Raw genomic sequence first — 15,322 nt, forward strand, 5'->3', positions numbered from 1 at the left:
GCCAGAGAAAAAACTTTAAAGTATAAAACTTTAAAGTACACACATGGCAAAACCACCTTTCCTTGGCAGACAGTCTGAAATGTCATCCTTAAACAGCAGATGGAAGGGCAAAAGTCCGGAATTCATCGTCATCTACGGGCGAAGAAGAGTTGGAAAATCCGAACTTATCGACAGATTCCTCAACAAAAAAAAAGGCCTCCGCCTGCTTGCAAGGGAAGAAGCCAAAGAACTTCAGCTGAGACGGTTTTCAGAAGAAGTTGCAGACTACTTCAACGATGACTTCCTCAGAAAAACAGGATTCTCAGACTGGGACTCCTTCTTTGAATACCTGTACCAAAAATCTGATGAAAGAATAATAATTGCCATAGACGAATTCCCCTACCTCGTAAAGGAAGATAATGCACTGCCCTCCATCCTGCAGTCATTCTGGGACCTAAAACTTAAATACACAAAAATATTCCTGATACTCTGTGGGTCATCAATAAGAATGATGGAATCAATGGTCATGGAATACAGCAGTCCCCTTTACGGGAGAAGAACAGGACAGATCCTGCTCAGACCACTCCATTTCATCCACATATACGATTATATCAAAGACATAAAAAAATCCATAAATTATTTCTCAGTATATGGCGGAATTCCGGCTTACATCACCGGTCTTAACATCAGTCAGAGTATAGAGAAGAGCATAACAGATAATATCTTCAGAAAGGACTCCTACCTCTTAAGGGATATTGAATTCGTACTCAGAAATGAACTCAGCGAACCAAGATATTACTTCTCAATACTCCTCTCGATCTCAAACGGAAATCACTCACAGGGTCTGATCACCAATGACACCGGACTTTCAAAAGGAATTGTAAACAAATACCTCTCAACACTAATCGACCTTGACCTCGTAACAAGAAAAGTTCCGGCAACAGTCTCTAAAAGGAGTCACAGAGGACTTTACTACATCAAAGATAACCTATTCTTATTCTGGTTTCGGTTTGCATACCCAAATGTTATGCTGATCGAACGTGATTTAGGCGATGCTGCGGTTAAAAAACAGGTCATGCCATATCTCAGCGATTACACAGGACTCCGTTTTGAAGAGATAGCAGAAGATATTTTCCTCTCAGTAAACGGCAGAGATGTCCTGCCTTTCTTCTTCACCGGATGGGGCAGCTGGTGGCACAAAGGCGAAGAGATTGACGGGATCTATTACTCAGAGACTGAAAATAAAATCCTCTTCTGTGAATACAAATGGCAGGACAATGTAAAAGCAGATGTTCTCATCCGGAAACTAAAAGAGAAATCGCAGAAAGTATCATGGAACAGAGATAACCGGACAGAATATTTCTGTATCGTTGCCCGGTCATTTAATAATGGGACATGGGAAACATCAGAACAGACCGAAATTTCCGGGAGAGAAAAAGAGGCTGAAAACATAATCCTCCTTGACATAAACGACATTGAGATTTTATGCAGAAAGGCCTTAGAGTAGTTTTTTCCGGGACAATTCATGTATAATACAGAGAAGTCCCGAAATAACCTCATTTTTTTAAGACCCAAATAAAGCCAATAACGGCTTATTCTCCTCCACCCGCTCAGACTTCCGGCGATAATGTCTGCATCAGAAAATTATTATCATATAAGTCATAATAATACATTTACAACAGAAAATGTGTTTGATTACACATACCGGAAAAACATACTCTAAATCACAAACGACCTGAAAATGAAAAAGGAGTATCAGAGATATAATGAAATTCAGAATTATCATAGAAGAAGACGAAGATTAAAATCTTTGTAGCCAAAATGTCCGTCACTTCCGGGATGCATATCTCATAGGCAAAACCAGAACTGAAGCGCTCGAAAATATTAAAGACGCCGCCAAAGGATACTTAGAAAGCTTAAAGAAGAATAACGAGCCAATTCCGCCATCAATCTACGAAGAAACCGTAGAGATAACAGCCTGATTTATGCCAAAATTACCTTTTTAAGAACTCTGCGGATGACTATAATAAGTGCCGGCATTATCCGGATGCAAAACAGTTTATCTTCTAAAAACTCCTAATTACTGTGATTTCATCTTCCTTTCAGGCCCAGGTGCGATTTAAGCAACGATTTGTTTTTTGCATTCGCTATTGCACTATCAAGCTTTTGTTTTAATATATCTGGTGGAAGTAATTCCGTCAGGTACTCTGCAACATGAATACCTGATTTATTCAGTTCTAAAAGTTCAATTGATTCTTTTTTACCCTCTGAGCAGAGAATTATTCCAAGCGGTGTTTTTTCACCATCAATCATCTCATACTTTTCCAGCCAGCGGAGATATAATTCAGGCTGACCTTTATATCCTGCTTTGAATTTCCCAATCTTCAACTCTATTGCAACTAAACGCTTCAGTCTTCTGTGGTAGAATAATAAATCCAGATAATGATCCTCTCCATCTATGATCATCCTCTTTTGCCGTTCAATAAATGTGAACCCGGAACCAAGCTCAAGTACAAAATGTTCTATTTCACGTAGAATTGATTGTTCGAGGTCACTCTCACTATATGTATCACTTAGATCAAGGAAATCTAAAAGATAAGGATCTTTTAATACAAGACAGGGTTTTATCTCATCCTTCTCTTTTAACGCTTCTAATTCCTGCTTAATCAGTTCATCAGGCTTTTTTGATATTGCAGTTCTTTCAAAGAGCATAGAATCAATTTTTTTTCTGAGTGTGCGGACAGACCAGTTTTCAATACGGCACATCTGAGAATAAAAATCCCGCTGAATATCATTTTTTATCGGAATTAACACTGTAAAATGAGTCCAGCTCAATTGTCGCATCAGTGATGCGACAATTTCTTCATCCGGAAATACCTCTGAAAATTGTATCATTCTCCTTAAATTCCCCATCGAAAAACCCCTGCCAAATTCAGCACTCAGAGGAAGAGAGAGTTCATAAATTACCTGCCGGCCATATTACGTTCGTTTGAAAGAATATCGTTATTTATTCGTCTGCCTATCTTCCAGTAAAGTAAAGTCTGGGTGGCATTAACAACTGAATAAGCAGATTGTTTTGCATCAATAATTAAATCCCTTAAATCATCCAACAGAGCACAATTATTAATCTCTGAGTATAAACCCGGGGATACTATTTTATCTTCCTTATCAGTCATATTTCTTCAAATCCAATACTCTTTATTGCAGTTTTCGCTTAGGAACAGGCAAAAAATAAGACCTGACGGGAGACCACTTATTTTGCCGTTTCCTCTGTCTGCCTGAAAGTTGGGTTTTTTCCTGCCTTCCCCCATAAAAGAATCTGTTCAGTTTTTACACCCGCACTATTAACTAAACCTTAATAGTCAGGATGTTAACGTACCCATCTCAGGACACCCGGACTTATGATTGCAGCAGCTACAATCATTCCTCCTGATATAGTAAATATCTGACGTTATCATAAAATAATTCTTTTCATCCGCAGGATTAATTTTGGTTCTTCCTCAGATTGTATGAATATATATGCGGCGACTTATAGCTTCCAAGTCATTTATCCCATAGTTTAGCCCTTAATTTCCGGGCAATCTTACTTCCCAATACCGGCTTATTCTCCTCCACCCGCTCAGATTTCCGGCAATAATGTCTGCATCAGAAATTTATTATCGTATAATATAGACCATCAGACCGACAGCCATATTATCCTGAGATAGGATAAAGAACCATACAGAAGGCTCACCATACCTAACCACAGGGAAATCGCAAAGGGAACATTAAAGAGTATTCTCAGACAGGCCGGGCTTACAAAGGAACAATTCCTAAAAATCCTATGAAAAACTTCTATTTTTCATCCATCATCTGTGAGCCATTGATCATGAGTGACTATTATAAACACAAAATTTAAGCCGGAATTCATCTCCCCCTGTACCATCCCTTATCCTTCATAATCCTCACCAGACAGGAATCACAGACATTAACCCGAAACTCCTCACACAGAAAACCTCACCTGTCTCTTCCCGCAGATATGACAGGCACCAGGATCCTTATAAACCCCTGAGAAATCTCCGGACTTAAACAGACCCGGAAGAAGACATACGGGGTTTTAACCGGATAAATGATCGAAATACATACATCACCACAAAATTATAGCTCTCAAATCATCTTTAATAAAATGAGTCTGTCAGAGATACCAATAGTCCGGAAAACGGGAAACAAAAATTTTGATAATGACAGATTTTATCACATATTCAATACAATATAGTATAATAAAGGAGATGGGATGCCGGATTACTCTTCAAAAATAAACAGATTTCTAACAGAGGACTCATTCATTATTTCAAATCATGCAAGAACAAGGATGTTTGAAAGGAGAGTTTCTACCGCCGGCATAATTAAATTATTAATGAAAGGTGAGATAATTGAAGAATACCCTGATGATGAACCCTGCCCATCAGTTCTCATGTTAGGATATATATACGACCAGCCATACCATTTAGTTACAGGCATATGTGAAGACCATTTAAGGATAATTACAGTTTACCTCCCTGATGAGTTACACTGGATTAACCCAAAAATAAGGAGAAAAAATAATGATTCCTGACAGGTGCAGTCATTGTAAAGGAAAATTAGAATACGGAAAGACAGAATTTATCGCAAGAGTGGGCGAAAAAATAATTGTAATCAAAGAGATCCCTGCATATATATGTAACCAGTGCGGAGAAGCATATTTCACACCGGAAATTTCCCGCAAAATTGATGAAATTATGGAAGACTTCCACAATGACAAAATCTGCTGCCGTCCGGTTGCAGCCGGAGAAATAGAGATCAGTGCATAAAAGATCTTACAATCCGCACTTAGACTAAAATAGCAAATAATATTCTATAAGTTTAACCATGGTGTGACTTATTAATACATAAATTTCATTTGTTGGGTAAAAATCACACGGTTACAGAAAAATGTATTGAATATTGGCAAATTTGGATCAACCTGCGGAATGTCAGAAGATCTTATCTTTTTTCCTCTTTTCAGCCCAAGTTTGACACTCGTTCAAAAATCTATTTTACATCCCCAAAATATCCAAAAAAGCCGGAATTGTATTTGACAGTTAACCAAATTTAAGGGTAAAATGGGAGTTTTATTTTTAGAATGTTCATGTCATATTAAATCTAAGCTCAAATTAAGGATATTTTGAGAGATTATTCTGCAAAAGTATGTAACTGTCAAATTCTTTATTGTCACAAATGGTTGGAAATACATGAACTGTCAAACTTAGGTTACATTTAAAGCCGGGAGTTTCTGCAACAGGCTGTTTCAGATCCGGCACTATCTGAAAAAGTAGTGATGGCCGCTCATTTTTAAGCATAGATTAGTTTTTCAGCTGATCTAAACTGACATTGTCTGTTTCAGACATCATATCACTGAAAAATCAGAATGTGCCAGAGCACCTAAACCAATATATAATATTAAAAGAACCTAAATATTATATCACTGAAGTCATATGAAATTCAGAGTCATTATAGAACAGGATGAAGATGGAATCTTTATTGCCGAATGTCCTTCGCTTCCGGGATGCATATCTCAGGGAAAAACCAGAAATGAAGCCCTTGAAAATATAAAAGATGCTGCCAAAGGATACTTAGAAAGCTTAAAAAAACATAATGAACCGATTCCACCTTCCATATTTGAAGAGACAGTGGAAATATATGCCTGACTCATGTCAAAATTACCCGTAATATCATCATTTGAAGCAATAAAAGCGCTCAATAAACTTGGGTATGATATTGACCATCAGACCGGCAGCCACATTATCCTCAGACAGGGGAAAGAACCACATCGGAGGCTCACGATTCCAAATCATCAGGAAATTGCAAAGGGAACAATAATCAGCATTATCAAACAGGCAGGGCTTACAAGAGAAGAATTTCTGAAATTATTATAGCATAATAACATACAGTCAGGACAGTTCACTATTATCGACACAGTAGGATTTTACAGTGATGCGTAAGTAGGAATTCTCCTGGCCTGAATCAACTGAAAAGGGAACTGGTCATTATGAATGATCAGTCATCACTACTATTACAGATATCGCCCATACCATTTAGTTACAGGCATATGTGAAGATAAGGATAATTACAGTTTACCACCCTGATGAGTTACACTGGATTAATCCAAAAGTAAGGAGAAAAAAATAATGATTCCTGACAGGTGCAGTTATTGTAAAGGAAAATTAGAATACGAAAAAGACAGAATTTATCGCTGAGTCAGGCGAAAAAATAATTGTAATCAAAGAGATCCCTGCATATATATGCAACCAGTGCAGAGAAGCATATTTCACACCGGAAATTTCCCGCAAAATTGATGAAATTATGAAAAGACTTCCACAATGACAAAATATGCTGCCGTCCGGCTGCAGCCGGAGAAATAGAGATCAGTGCATAAAAGATCCCATTTTTTCCCTCTTTTCAGCAAAAATCAAAGACCTCCTGTCCTTTCCTGTATCACCATATGTCCCGAAAAGTCATCTCCCCCTGTACCACCCCTCACCCTTCATAATCTTCACCATACAGGAGTCACAGATATTAACCCGTAAATCCTCACACCTAAACCTCACCTTACCTTTCCCGCAGATATGACAGGCTCCAAGATCCTTATACACCCTTGTGAAATTTCCGGCCTTAAACAGACCCGGAAGAGGCATTACAGGGTTTTTATCCTGCACAGAACTATTAAACCTGAACCTGTTATACTCCTCATCCGGAGAAGAAGCCCTGCCGGAATCACCCCCGGAACTATGCCCCGTCAGAGAAGCAGAAACAAAAGCATCACAGCATACAGCCCCGCCACCTCTGCCGGAGATATACCCCGGATCAGAAGAACAGCCGGCAATATTAACCGGCATAACATAAGGTCCGGCCCCATTATTAAATGAGAGATCAGCATACCCATTTTGCAACATGACACCCTCATACACCCCCGGAGTGCAACTTAGTTCTCCTCTTAAATTCCCCCTATAGTCAAACAAGCGTGAATAGATAGTACTATGATCAGTAGTTGCACTCATTTCAGAAATGCAGCATTCATAACCGGAAATATCAGAGAGACAACCATGCTGTGCCCCGGAAGATGAGTGCAAAATGGTATTTTTGCCATCTGAAAGAGCATCAGCACCACTCCGATTCATAAAAAGCCCGCAATCATCAGGATTTGGATTTTGCACCCCAACCGTGTTTTCACCGTGCAGTGCTGCAACATCACCACCTGCCGGATCATCCACATTATCATCTGCCAGAGACCCAAAAACCTCACCGGCCGTACATCCCGGCAGATCACCGTCACCCGGCCCCGAATCATCATCATCATCAAGAACAACCGAACACGAATTAATCCACCCCCGGTACACCTCATAATTAAAGAGAAACCTCTGCTCCTTCTTCCTCAGAGTCCCGGCCGGAGTATCCTCCGGAACAACAGTATCCACATACGAGACCGCCGGACACTTAAATAAAAGCCCCGGATACTTAACACCCCTCGCAGAATAACCATGAAATACCCTCCTCACCTGATGATAAGAGAGATCAAGCGAATCCTGAAGCATCTTAATAGTGGCATAATCCCACTCCATAGTCTCAAAAAATGAGAGCATCCGGGCCTCATTCTTGGAAAGATTAGAGGTAAGGGCACCCGAATCACCCTCAATCTTTTTGTAAACATCAAGAGCAGCATAGAAATCAGAGAGATCAGCCTCAATCGACTTAACCCCCAAAGCATCCTCAACCTCAGTTCTCTGCATCGAAAAGAGCAGAGCATGACATTTAATAAGATCAAAGAGCACCGAAGGATTCCTCCGGTTGGAAAACCCCAGAAACCTGATCCTCCCGGAATAAGGAATCCTCACATAAACGAGCCTCTCCTTTAAAATCCGCCACATTTCCCGGCAGATAAAAACATCCCTTAAATCCGAGACCTGCGACTTAAACATGGACTGGACATCCCTCAGATACTCCAGAACCTTCCCGTCCTGCTCAGCCGAATCATCAATCCAGACAGTAAGCATCCGGTTTAACACCTGATCATCACCGGCATCATCAACCTTAGAGAGCCACCATACACACCGCTCAGGAATAGTGCAGACCTTAAGCTTCCTCTCAGCCGTCAGGGTCATATGCTCAATCTTAGCATCAAAATTTGAGGTCGCATTCTTCAAAACCTCCTGAAAATCCTCAGACAGTGCAGTATCATCAAACCAGAATACAGTCCCGGCCCTAAGTTCCGGATTATAATACAACGCCTTATCACTGACACTCCCCGACAGTTTAAACCCATCCGGAATCAGCTTAAGCATACTCTTACAGGCATGAGTCTTACCCTTACCCGAATTACCCGACACCGAGACATGCAACCCCATCGTATTATCAACCGACTGCGAGGCAACCGACATAACCATGCACTCCGCAACAATACGGTCACCAATATGATACTTAGAAAAAGTATCAAGCATAAACTTCAGCGGATTGCCATTCCTTAAAACCTCAAGGGCAGCTGCATGCAGATCAGAGTCAGCAGGAACTCCGGCAGCCCGGAGATCACTTTTAACAGCCCTCTTCTCAGGCTTAACACCCTTCTCATACATCGCCCTAAGCTCACTCCACCTCTGCTCACCAGCCCCGCAGGAATTATGATGACAGCCGGCAAAAACAGCACCGTTTGCAAACTGAACCGCAAAAGCACCATCCTTATGTGCAGACGAGAACGGACATTCATCAAGTACAAACAAAGTCCCGCCCTGCCACGACTTCTCCGACTTAACAGAGATACCATGAGAGCCAAGCCAGCCTGACAGGTCAAAACCGGAAGAACCCTTCACCGCAGGAGGAGGAATATCTTTCTTATTCCTCCCCGGAATAAACTCCGAGAGCTTCACAAGATTAGCCTTTGAGACAGCAGTCAGATTATCCGGAGCAGAAATAATCCCCGACCTCCTGTGCGGCCGGTCAGAAGTATCATCCCCCTTGCAGGCAGTAGTCCCGTACAGCTTCCAGATTCTTGAGGCATTATAATTCCCCTTATCAACAGCCGCCCGGCCGTCAGAAAAGAGAGCATCAAGCACCTCAAGACAGTGCTTAACCAGAAGTCCGGAATCACCGTCATTTGGCAGTGAAATCCTGTACAGCAGGTGTGCACCGTTTCCGGAATCAGCAACGACAGGCTCTGAAAAACCAAGCCCGGCCAGGAAATCAGCAACCCTTCCGGCCATTAAAAGAGCATAATCATGCTCATCATCAGAAGACGAAAGACCGGACGGACGGATGGGATCGATATCCACCGGAAGAAAATTCCGGCGGACAATATCAGCGTCCGACGTTGTCGCATCCTTCTTTGAGAGAGCCTTGACCCTGTCAGCCCTCCTTGAAAAGAGGACAGGGTTCACCTTATTAAGAGTCACGTAGATGCCGTTTACACCGGCCGACTCAAGAGCCAGAGCCTCCGCTGCAAGCCTGTCAAAATTCTTAAAATACCCGCTGTAAGTCTTAAAATCTGAGAGTGCCCTCACCTCAACGACATCACCCGGCGGGAAAAGCAGAGATACCGCCCTCTTAATCTCACGGCCGGCATCAAGCGCCTCATCACAGTTCAATGCACAACCCCCGATACAGTCATAGCAGGGAAAATTCCGGCAGAGATTACCTCACCCTTACAGACATCACAGAAAGTCTTAAGCGGCAGAAGGAAAATCTCATCATCAATATGAATTATAACAGCCCGCCCCGAAGGATTCGGCCTTGCAGTCCCGCAAAGCTCAACCTTCCCCAAAGGCAGCGAACTGCCGTCAAGAACACCCGGATGGATACACTCAGCCCTGAGACTATACAGATTTCCGGTCCCCGAACTAAACATTATCCTCTTCGCATCCCGTCCGGTGATAAAATAGAGAAAATCACCAAGAGATACCACAACCTCGCCGTAAATTCCGGTATAGATCATCCCCTCACTCATCCCTCTCCTCCCCGTCCGAGACAACAGTCGTCATAACACGGAAACTATGCCCACCGGTTCTCCTGATATGCAGACCCCTGAGCTTATCCTTATGCTTATCAACTTCACCCTTAACCACCTGCGGGATTAAAAAGAGCGGATACTTACCCCCGTTCAGCTCAACAGTACTGCCTTTATCTGCCGCCATCGCCGTCACACCCCCTGATATCTGAAAAAACCGCCCCTGAAGAAGACTGCACTGACAGACCCCCGCCGACATATAACATATTCATCCACTGCACCGATATTTAGCTGAAATACTTCTGAACTCATCTGATAAACTCCTGCGGCAAAAAAGCCGCAACTATTTCAAAGAGAGATCAGAACCGCATAGCCAGAGCTACACAGAAACTGACCATCCCCCGGACAACTGCCTGATATAAAGGCAGACTCTGATTCAAAAAGCCCTGAAAATGTCCGGGATATAAATCCTGATCAAAAGGAAGTGTCACTTAATAGTGAACGGGCATATAAACTCATCCGGCCTGCATGAAACAGATATCTTCTGTTCCGGTCATCTCTTCTATATTGAGATTTAATCAGGCAGTATATGAACTTTAGCCGCGTGGAGTGAAAGTAAAAGAAAATCTTTGGAAAAAATCTTAGCGATATATATTCTTAACCTTACATTTTCAGGCATTTTCTGAGAAGAAAATACCGCCCCGAAAAAACTGGAAAAAAGGCGCGAAGGTGCCAGAAAAAACAGACCATAACAGGCTTATTTCAGGAGAGAAGAAAGACCCGCCGCATCAATAAGACAATCGCCGAATCAGACCGATACAGACATATGCCTGACAGATTTACATATCAAAGACCACAATTATTATCTAATCAGACAATAGACTATAATAAAGATAAATAAATACCATACAGCGACAGTCAGGGGAATATCAGAAATACGGGTGTAAAAATGGAAAATATCTCACTATTACTTGTAGAAGACGAAGACGTGGTGGCTCTGCCTCTCGAAAAAACCCTGCAGTCAATGGGTTATACCATAACCGGCAGGGTTAAATCAGGAGAAGATGCCATAAAACATCTTGAAGGCTCATATCCTGACCTCATAATGATGGATATACACCTTGACGGTGAGATGGACGGCATAGAGGCTGCCGAAGCAATATTATCCCGGTATGAAATTCCGGTGATATACATAACCGCAGACTCAGACCGCGACACTCTCGAACGGGTAAAAAGAACAGCACCGTTTGGCTACATACTAAAGCCCTTCTCACCTGAAAGCCTAAACCTCGGCATTGACATAGCAATCTACCGGCACAGGATGGAGAAGGAACTTGAAGAGAAGAACCGCGAACTTGACGCCTTCACCTACTCAGTATCACACGACTTAAGGGCACCGGTAAGAAACATATCACGCTATGCAGAACTCCTCCTCGAAGATTCCAAAACGAGCGAAGAGAACGCAGAATATGTAAAAAGGATACTTTTCGCAACCGAAAAGATGGACGGGATGATAGACGGATTTTTAACACTGTCACGTCTCGGACGGTCAGAGCTTAAGCCTGAAAAGATCTCACTGGACGAGATCTCAAATCAGATTGTCAATAACCTGAAAGAATCCGAACCGACAAGGAAAGTCAGGGTGAGTGTCGAGCCGGGTATAACAAATTTCGCCGATAAAAAACTGATCTCAATTGCACTTGAAAATATGATAAGCAATGCCTGGAAATATACGGGAAAGGTAGAAAACCCGGAGATTGAGATCGGGACAGTGAACAGAGAAGGCAGAGTATTATATATAAAAGACAACGGGGCAGGTTTTTCACCGGAAAAATCTGAGGATATATTCATACCATTCAGGCGGATGCACAGTGAATCGGACTTTCCCGGAACGGGCATCGGTCTTGCATCTGCCAGAAAGATCATTGACAGGCACGGCGGGAAGATATGGGCGGAAAGTGAACCGGAAAAGGGCACAACCTTCTATATGGCACTGCCATAACCGCTTTTTTTCATATTCAAAACTCTTAATTGACAGATGCACCTCTTATCTGTAAAAATAAGCCCTCAGTAACATTTAATAATCTTCTTATATCTGCATATCATTGATCAGATATTATACATAAGTTTTTGAGGATTTATCACAATGAGCGAAGTTATATCAGTTATAGTTCTGGAAGATTCAAAGGATGACGCATTCTTTAACTTAAAAGAGCTTCAGAAGGGCGGATATGAGACCGACAGCGTCTGCCTTGACAATGCCGCAGACTTCAGAGAGGCACTCGGCAGGAAAGAATGGGATGTAATCATAAGTGACTATGACATGGGCGCTTTTAACGGTAAAGAGGCCTTAAAAGTCCTTAAGGAGAGAAATGACCTGGATATACCCTTCATCCTTGTATCCGGTGCTGTCGGAGAGGATACCGCCGTTGAGCTGATGAAGTCCGGATGCAATGATTTCATATCTAAAGACTCACTCTCACGGCTTTATCCGGCTGTGAAGCGTGAGATTAAAGACGCAAAAATCAGGAAGGACGGGATAAAAGCACAGGCTGAGCTTGACAGAAACTTAATCGAGATGAAGGAGCTGACATTCCGGCAGAATACCATGCTTGAGGAGAACCCGACTCCCCTTATACTGATGGATTTAAATCTAAATATAAAATTTGTCAACCGGGCATATGTGAAGCTGAGCGGATATTCAAAGGATAAGCTGCTCTCAATGTCGGCCCGTGACTTTAAGGTGCTTGAGAAGAGCGGGCAGGGGTTAAAGGAGGCACTCGCAACGAAGAGCGGTGTAACGGGCGATATAACGGTTGAGTTCCCCACCGGAATTAAGCTCATTGAGCAGGATACAATACCGATTGCAGACAGTGAGGGTAATATATCAGACATCCTCGCTGCATATAAGGATATGACTGAGATTAGAAGGGTCAATGAATATCTGCATAAGGAGGTCATAAAGGTCTCAGAGAATCTTGAAAATCTCGCCGGGGGAAATCTTGACATATCCCTTGAGATCGAAAAACCTGACGAATATACAAGGGAGGCATATGAGAACTTCAACCGGATTAATGAGAGCATGAAGGCCCTGAAAATTGCGGTCAATAATCTGGTTGAGGATGCCGGAATGCTTGCTGAGGGAGGGAAGAACGGCAGGTTTGACATCCGGGCCGATATTTCGGTTCACAAAGGCAGTTTCCGCCAGGTAATTGAAGGGTTCAATGAGACCCTTGAGGCGTTCATAGTGCCTTTAAATGAGGCAAAGAGGATAGCACTTGAATATGCCGACAATAACTTCTCTGCCAGATTTGACAGAAAGATAGAGATCTCAGGTGAGTTTGTGGAGTTTGCAGAGGCGCTGAACAATACCGGGATATGTCTTGGTGAGACTATAGCCGGGGTAAAAGAGGCGGTCTCCAAGACAAACTACAATGCAAAGGAAGTGAACAAAGGCACTGAGGATGTCGGACGGGCAGCAGAGGATGTCGCATCAACGAGCCAGAAGACGGCTGATGTCGTTGAAAAACTGCTTGTCAAGATGGAGGACATAAACAACCAGATTGCCGACCTTTCGGCCTCAAATGAGGAGATTGCCAGCACTTCGCAGGAGGTGCTAAAAGGGGCACTCAATGTTGTCGATATCGGTAAGGAGGCACAGGTTGCAGGGGATGATGCCAAGCATAAGATGGCAAGTGTTGAGGAGATAGCTGGAAAGAGTGTCGGTGAGATCAATTCACTGAAGGATCAGATAGCCGAGGTTGGTACGGTTGTGAAGATAATCTATGATATCACCGGACAGATCAACCTTCTTGCCCTGAACGCGGCGATTGAGGCGGCCCGTGCAGGTGAGCACGGTCGCGGTTTTGCAGTCGTTGCCGGAGAGGTTAAGAACCTTGCAGGCGAGGCAAGACAGGCGACTGACAGTATTGAGAAGGTCGTTGCAGCTGTTCAGGCCAACAGTGAGAGTGCGGCGGCGGCAATCACGGGGGCCAATAAGGAGATTATAACCGGAGCCGAGAGTGTAAACAACGCCCTTGAGGCGCTCAATAAGATTATTATAAGTGCAAACCAGGTGCAGAAGGACATCGGCGACATCACAAGCGCCATTGAGAACCAGGCAGATATTGCCAACAGGGTGGTGAGTGTCACGCAGGAAGGTACGGTTATGACACAGGAGGTTCAGAACCAGTCTGTTGAGCTTGCATCCCTTGCCGAGGAGGCCAGTGCTTCGGTTGAGGAGATTGCAAGTGCGGTATATGAGGTTACTGAACTTACTGCCGGACTTAGAAGTGAGATGGACAAATTCCGGCTTTGAAATCCGGAATTTTGCCCTTTTTTTGGGATTTAAAGAAATTCTTGCAGAAATTTATTAATTATTTTTAATTATTCTTTGGTCTACCGGTTAAAACATCATTCAAAGGTATTTTTGGATTCTTCTTATGTTATGCTTTCTGAAAAATCTGAGGGCCGGAGGATAGTGATAGTATTCCGGGTAAAGGGGGGGTTTTGAAAAATATTGATTCCCGGCGAAAACTCAAGGTTAAGGTTGATTCCCGGTTCTCATTTCGATTTTGATTCAGGTTCAGGTTCAGGTTCAGGTTCAGGTTCAGATCTGAGCTGAGCTATTTTTTCTGCCGGAAGTTCGGTCACTTTAATTATTGTCTCGTCATCCATTCCAAGTGAGATCATTTTTTTGGCGTTATGAATGATTCCTACCTCTATTCCCTCTTCTCTTCCCTCTTCTCTTCCCTCTTCTCTTCCCTCTTCTCTTCCCTCTTCTCTTCCCTCTTCTCTTCCCTCTTCTCTTCCTCTCTCCTCAGCTGCCTGCATCCTGAGATCAACCTCGATTATCTCGGTTATTCTCTCTTCATATGCCCTTCTGCTCTCTTCATCTTCACTCATATCACGTAAGCGTTCATACGCCTTCGCGACTTTGGGTTCAGCTTCTGCGGCCATTATTAATTCCTCCTTTGTTGCTGCATTAAGAAACATCAGCCACGGGATTTCCGGATCGTTCTTATGTTGTCTATAATAATACTTAAGTTTTGGCAGTTCAACAATGTGAACTTCCAAAACATCAGTCAATTCTATCTCATTCTTCCGGTCATAAAGCCTGAACATGGTATGCATCGGTTCAATCTCAAACAGGTTGTAATCGAGAATAACCAGGGAGATAGTCTTCTTAAGCAGGTGATAACCATCTCCGGCTGAGATCTGTGATGAATACAGTCTTGAGAGATAATATAAGACTCTCTCCCGAATTGCCGGATGGTCAGTCAGCTGGATCTCCACATCCACCTGCACTCCGGATCAAGACAATACGGATGTCAAGTATCCCGGTCTTATCTCCGG

At 42.8% G+C, this 15,322-nt stretch carries 13 protein-coding genes and 2 pseudogenes; 9 read left to right on the top strand and 6 right to left on the bottom strand.

Annotated elements, in window-relative coordinates:
- Window positions 1-43 precede the first annotated feature (43 nt).
- Entirely contained in the window at window positions 44-1,486 is a 1,443-nt protein-coding gene (locus METLIM_RS10870) for an ATP-binding protein (protein ID WP_004078498.1), read from the top strand.
- A 584-nt stretch (window positions 1,487-2,070) separates the two neighbouring features.
- Here METLIM_RS10870 and METLIM_RS10875 read toward each other — a convergent pair.
- Complete coding sequence (locus METLIM_RS10875) at window positions 2,071-2,943, bottom strand: PDDEXK nuclease domain-containing protein (RefSeq protein ID WP_342633017.1); 873 nt, start codon at window positions 2,941-2,943, stop codon at window positions 2,071-2,073.
- Window positions 2,943-3,155, bottom strand: a complete 213-nt coding sequence (locus METLIM_RS17180; RefSeq protein WP_217177975.1) for a DUF1016 N-terminal domain-containing protein — start codon at window positions 3,153-3,155, stop codon at window positions 2,943-2,945. The genes METLIM_RS10875 and METLIM_RS17180 overlap by 1 nt, the downstream gene beginning before the upstream one ends.
- A gap of 555 nt (window positions 3,156-3,710) precedes the next feature.
- Between METLIM_RS17180 and METLIM_RS17430 the strand changes: the two are divergent.
- From METLIM_RS17430 to METLIM_RS17435, 6 genes and pseudogenes are all read left to right on the top strand, one after another.
- Window positions 3,711-3,806: pseudogene (locus tag METLIM_RS17430) on the top strand (type II toxin-antitoxin system HicA family toxin); the annotation flags it as partial.
- Between the two features lie 446 nt (window positions 3,807-4,252).
- The gene (locus tag METLIM_RS10880; protein WP_004078499.1) at window positions 4,253-4,573 is read left to right on the top strand and encodes a DUF4258 domain-containing protein; all 321 of its coding nucleotides are present in this window, start codon (window positions 4,253-4,255) and stop codon (window positions 4,571-4,573) included.
- Complete coding sequence (locus METLIM_RS10885; RefSeq protein ID WP_004078500.1) at window positions 4,563-4,808, top strand: type II toxin-antitoxin system MqsA family antitoxin; 246 nt, start codon at window positions 4,563-4,565, stop codon at window positions 4,806-4,808. Before METLIM_RS10880 ends, METLIM_RS10885 begins: the two co-directional genes overlap by 11 nt.
- 663 nt (window positions 4,809-5,471) lie before the next feature.
- On the top strand, window positions 5,472-5,684 hold the full coding sequence (locus tag METLIM_RS10890) for a type II toxin-antitoxin system HicB family antitoxin (protein WP_004078501.1): 213 nt from the start codon (window positions 5,472-5,474) through the stop codon (window positions 5,682-5,684).
- Between the two features lie 3 nt (window positions 5,685-5,687).
- Window positions 5,688-5,912 carry a type II toxin-antitoxin system HicA family toxin gene (locus tag METLIM_RS10895; protein ID WP_004078502.1) on the top strand — a complete coding sequence of 75 codons (225 nt, stop codon included), beginning with the start codon at window positions 5,688-5,690 and terminating at the stop codon, window positions 5,910-5,912.
- 343 nt (window positions 5,913-6,255) lie between these two features.
- On the top strand, window positions 6,256-6,360 hold the full coding sequence (locus METLIM_RS17435; protein ID WP_245543637.1) for a YgiT-type zinc finger protein: 105 nt from the start codon (window positions 6,256-6,258) through the stop codon (window positions 6,358-6,360).
- 131 nt (window positions 6,361-6,491) lie between these two features.
- Here METLIM_RS17435 and METLIM_RS10900 read toward each other — a convergent pair whose 3' ends face one another.
- The 3 genes from METLIM_RS10900 to METLIM_RS10910 are packed head-to-tail and all read right to left on the bottom strand — an operon-like array spanning window position 6,492 to window position 10,154.
- Complete coding sequence (locus METLIM_RS10900; RefSeq protein WP_004078503.1) at window positions 6,492-9,608, bottom strand: hypothetical protein; 3,117 nt, start codon at window positions 9,606-9,608, stop codon at window positions 6,492-6,494.
- The gene (locus METLIM_RS10905; protein WP_004078504.1) at window positions 9,605-9,967 is read right to left on the bottom strand and encodes a hypothetical protein; all 363 of its coding nucleotides are present in this window, start codon (window positions 9,965-9,967) and stop codon (window positions 9,605-9,607) included. The genes METLIM_RS10900 and METLIM_RS10905 overlap by 4 nt, the downstream gene beginning before the upstream one ends.
- Window positions 9,960-10,154 carry a hypothetical protein gene (locus tag METLIM_RS10910; protein WP_004078505.1) on the bottom strand — a complete coding sequence of 65 codons (195 nt, stop codon included), beginning with the start codon at window positions 10,152-10,154 and terminating at the stop codon, window positions 9,960-9,962. Before METLIM_RS10910 ends, METLIM_RS10905 begins: the two co-directional genes overlap by 8 nt.
- 762 nt (window positions 10,155-10,916) lie before the next feature.
- Between METLIM_RS10910 and METLIM_RS10915 the strand changes: the two genes are divergently transcribed.
- Window positions 10,917-11,969, top strand: coding sequence for a sensor histidine kinase (locus METLIM_RS10915; RefSeq protein WP_004078506.1), 1,053 nt, complete (start codon window positions 10,917-10,919; stop codon window positions 11,967-11,969).
- Window positions 11,970-12,113: 144 nt separating this feature from the next.
- Window positions 12,114-14,285 carry a methyl-accepting chemotaxis protein gene (locus METLIM_RS10920; protein ID WP_004078507.1) on the top strand — a complete coding sequence of 724 codons (2,172 nt, stop codon included), beginning with the start codon at window positions 12,114-12,116 and terminating at the stop codon, window positions 14,283-14,285.
- A gap of 245 nt (window positions 14,286-14,530) precedes the next feature.
- Here the strand turns inward: METLIM_RS10920 and METLIM_RS10925 are convergent.
- A pseudogene (locus tag METLIM_RS10925) lies at window positions 14,531-15,322 on the bottom strand (Rpn family recombination-promoting nuclease/putative transposase); the annotation flags it as partial.

The organism is Methanoplanus limicola DSM 2279, from assembly GCF_000243255.1.
Lineage (GTDB): Archaea > Halobacteriota > Methanomicrobia > Methanomicrobiales > Methanomicrobiaceae > Methanoplanus > Methanoplanus limicola.

Coding starts and splice junctions, on each gene's coding strand:
- METLIM_RS10870 (WP_004078498.1), top strand. CDS start 44: ATGGCAAAACCACCTTTCCTTGGCAGACAGTCTGAAATGTCATCCTTA.
- METLIM_RS17180 (WP_217177975.1), bottom strand. CDS start 3,155: ATGACTGATAAGGAAGATAAAATAGTATCCCCGGGTTTATACTCAGAG.
- METLIM_RS10880 (WP_004078499.1), top strand. CDS start 4,253: ATGCCGGATTACTCTTCAAAAATAAACAGATTTCTAACAGAGGACTCA.
- METLIM_RS10885 (WP_004078500.1), top strand. CDS start 4,563: ATGATTCCTGACAGGTGCAGTCATTGTAAAGGAAAATTAGAATACGGA.
- METLIM_RS10890 (WP_004078501.1), top strand. CDS start 5,472: ATGAAATTCAGAGTCATTATAGAACAGGATGAAGATGGAATCTTTATT.
- METLIM_RS10895 (WP_004078502.1), top strand. CDS start 5,688: ATGTCAAAATTACCCGTAATATCATCATTTGAAGCAATAAAAGCGCTC.
- METLIM_RS10905 (WP_004078504.1), bottom strand. CDS start 9,967: ATGAGTGAGGGGATGATCTATACCGGAATTTACGGCGAGGTTGTGGTA.
- METLIM_RS10910 (WP_004078505.1), bottom strand. CDS start 10,154: ATGGCGGCAGATAAAGGCAGTACTGTTGAGCTGAACGGGGGTAAGTAT.
- METLIM_RS10915 (WP_004078506.1), top strand. CDS start 10,917: ATGGAAAATATCTCACTATTACTTGTAGAAGACGAAGACGTGGTGGCT.
- METLIM_RS10920 (WP_004078507.1), top strand. CDS start 12,114: ATGAGCGAAGTTATATCAGTTATAGTTCTGGAAGATTCAAAGGATGAC.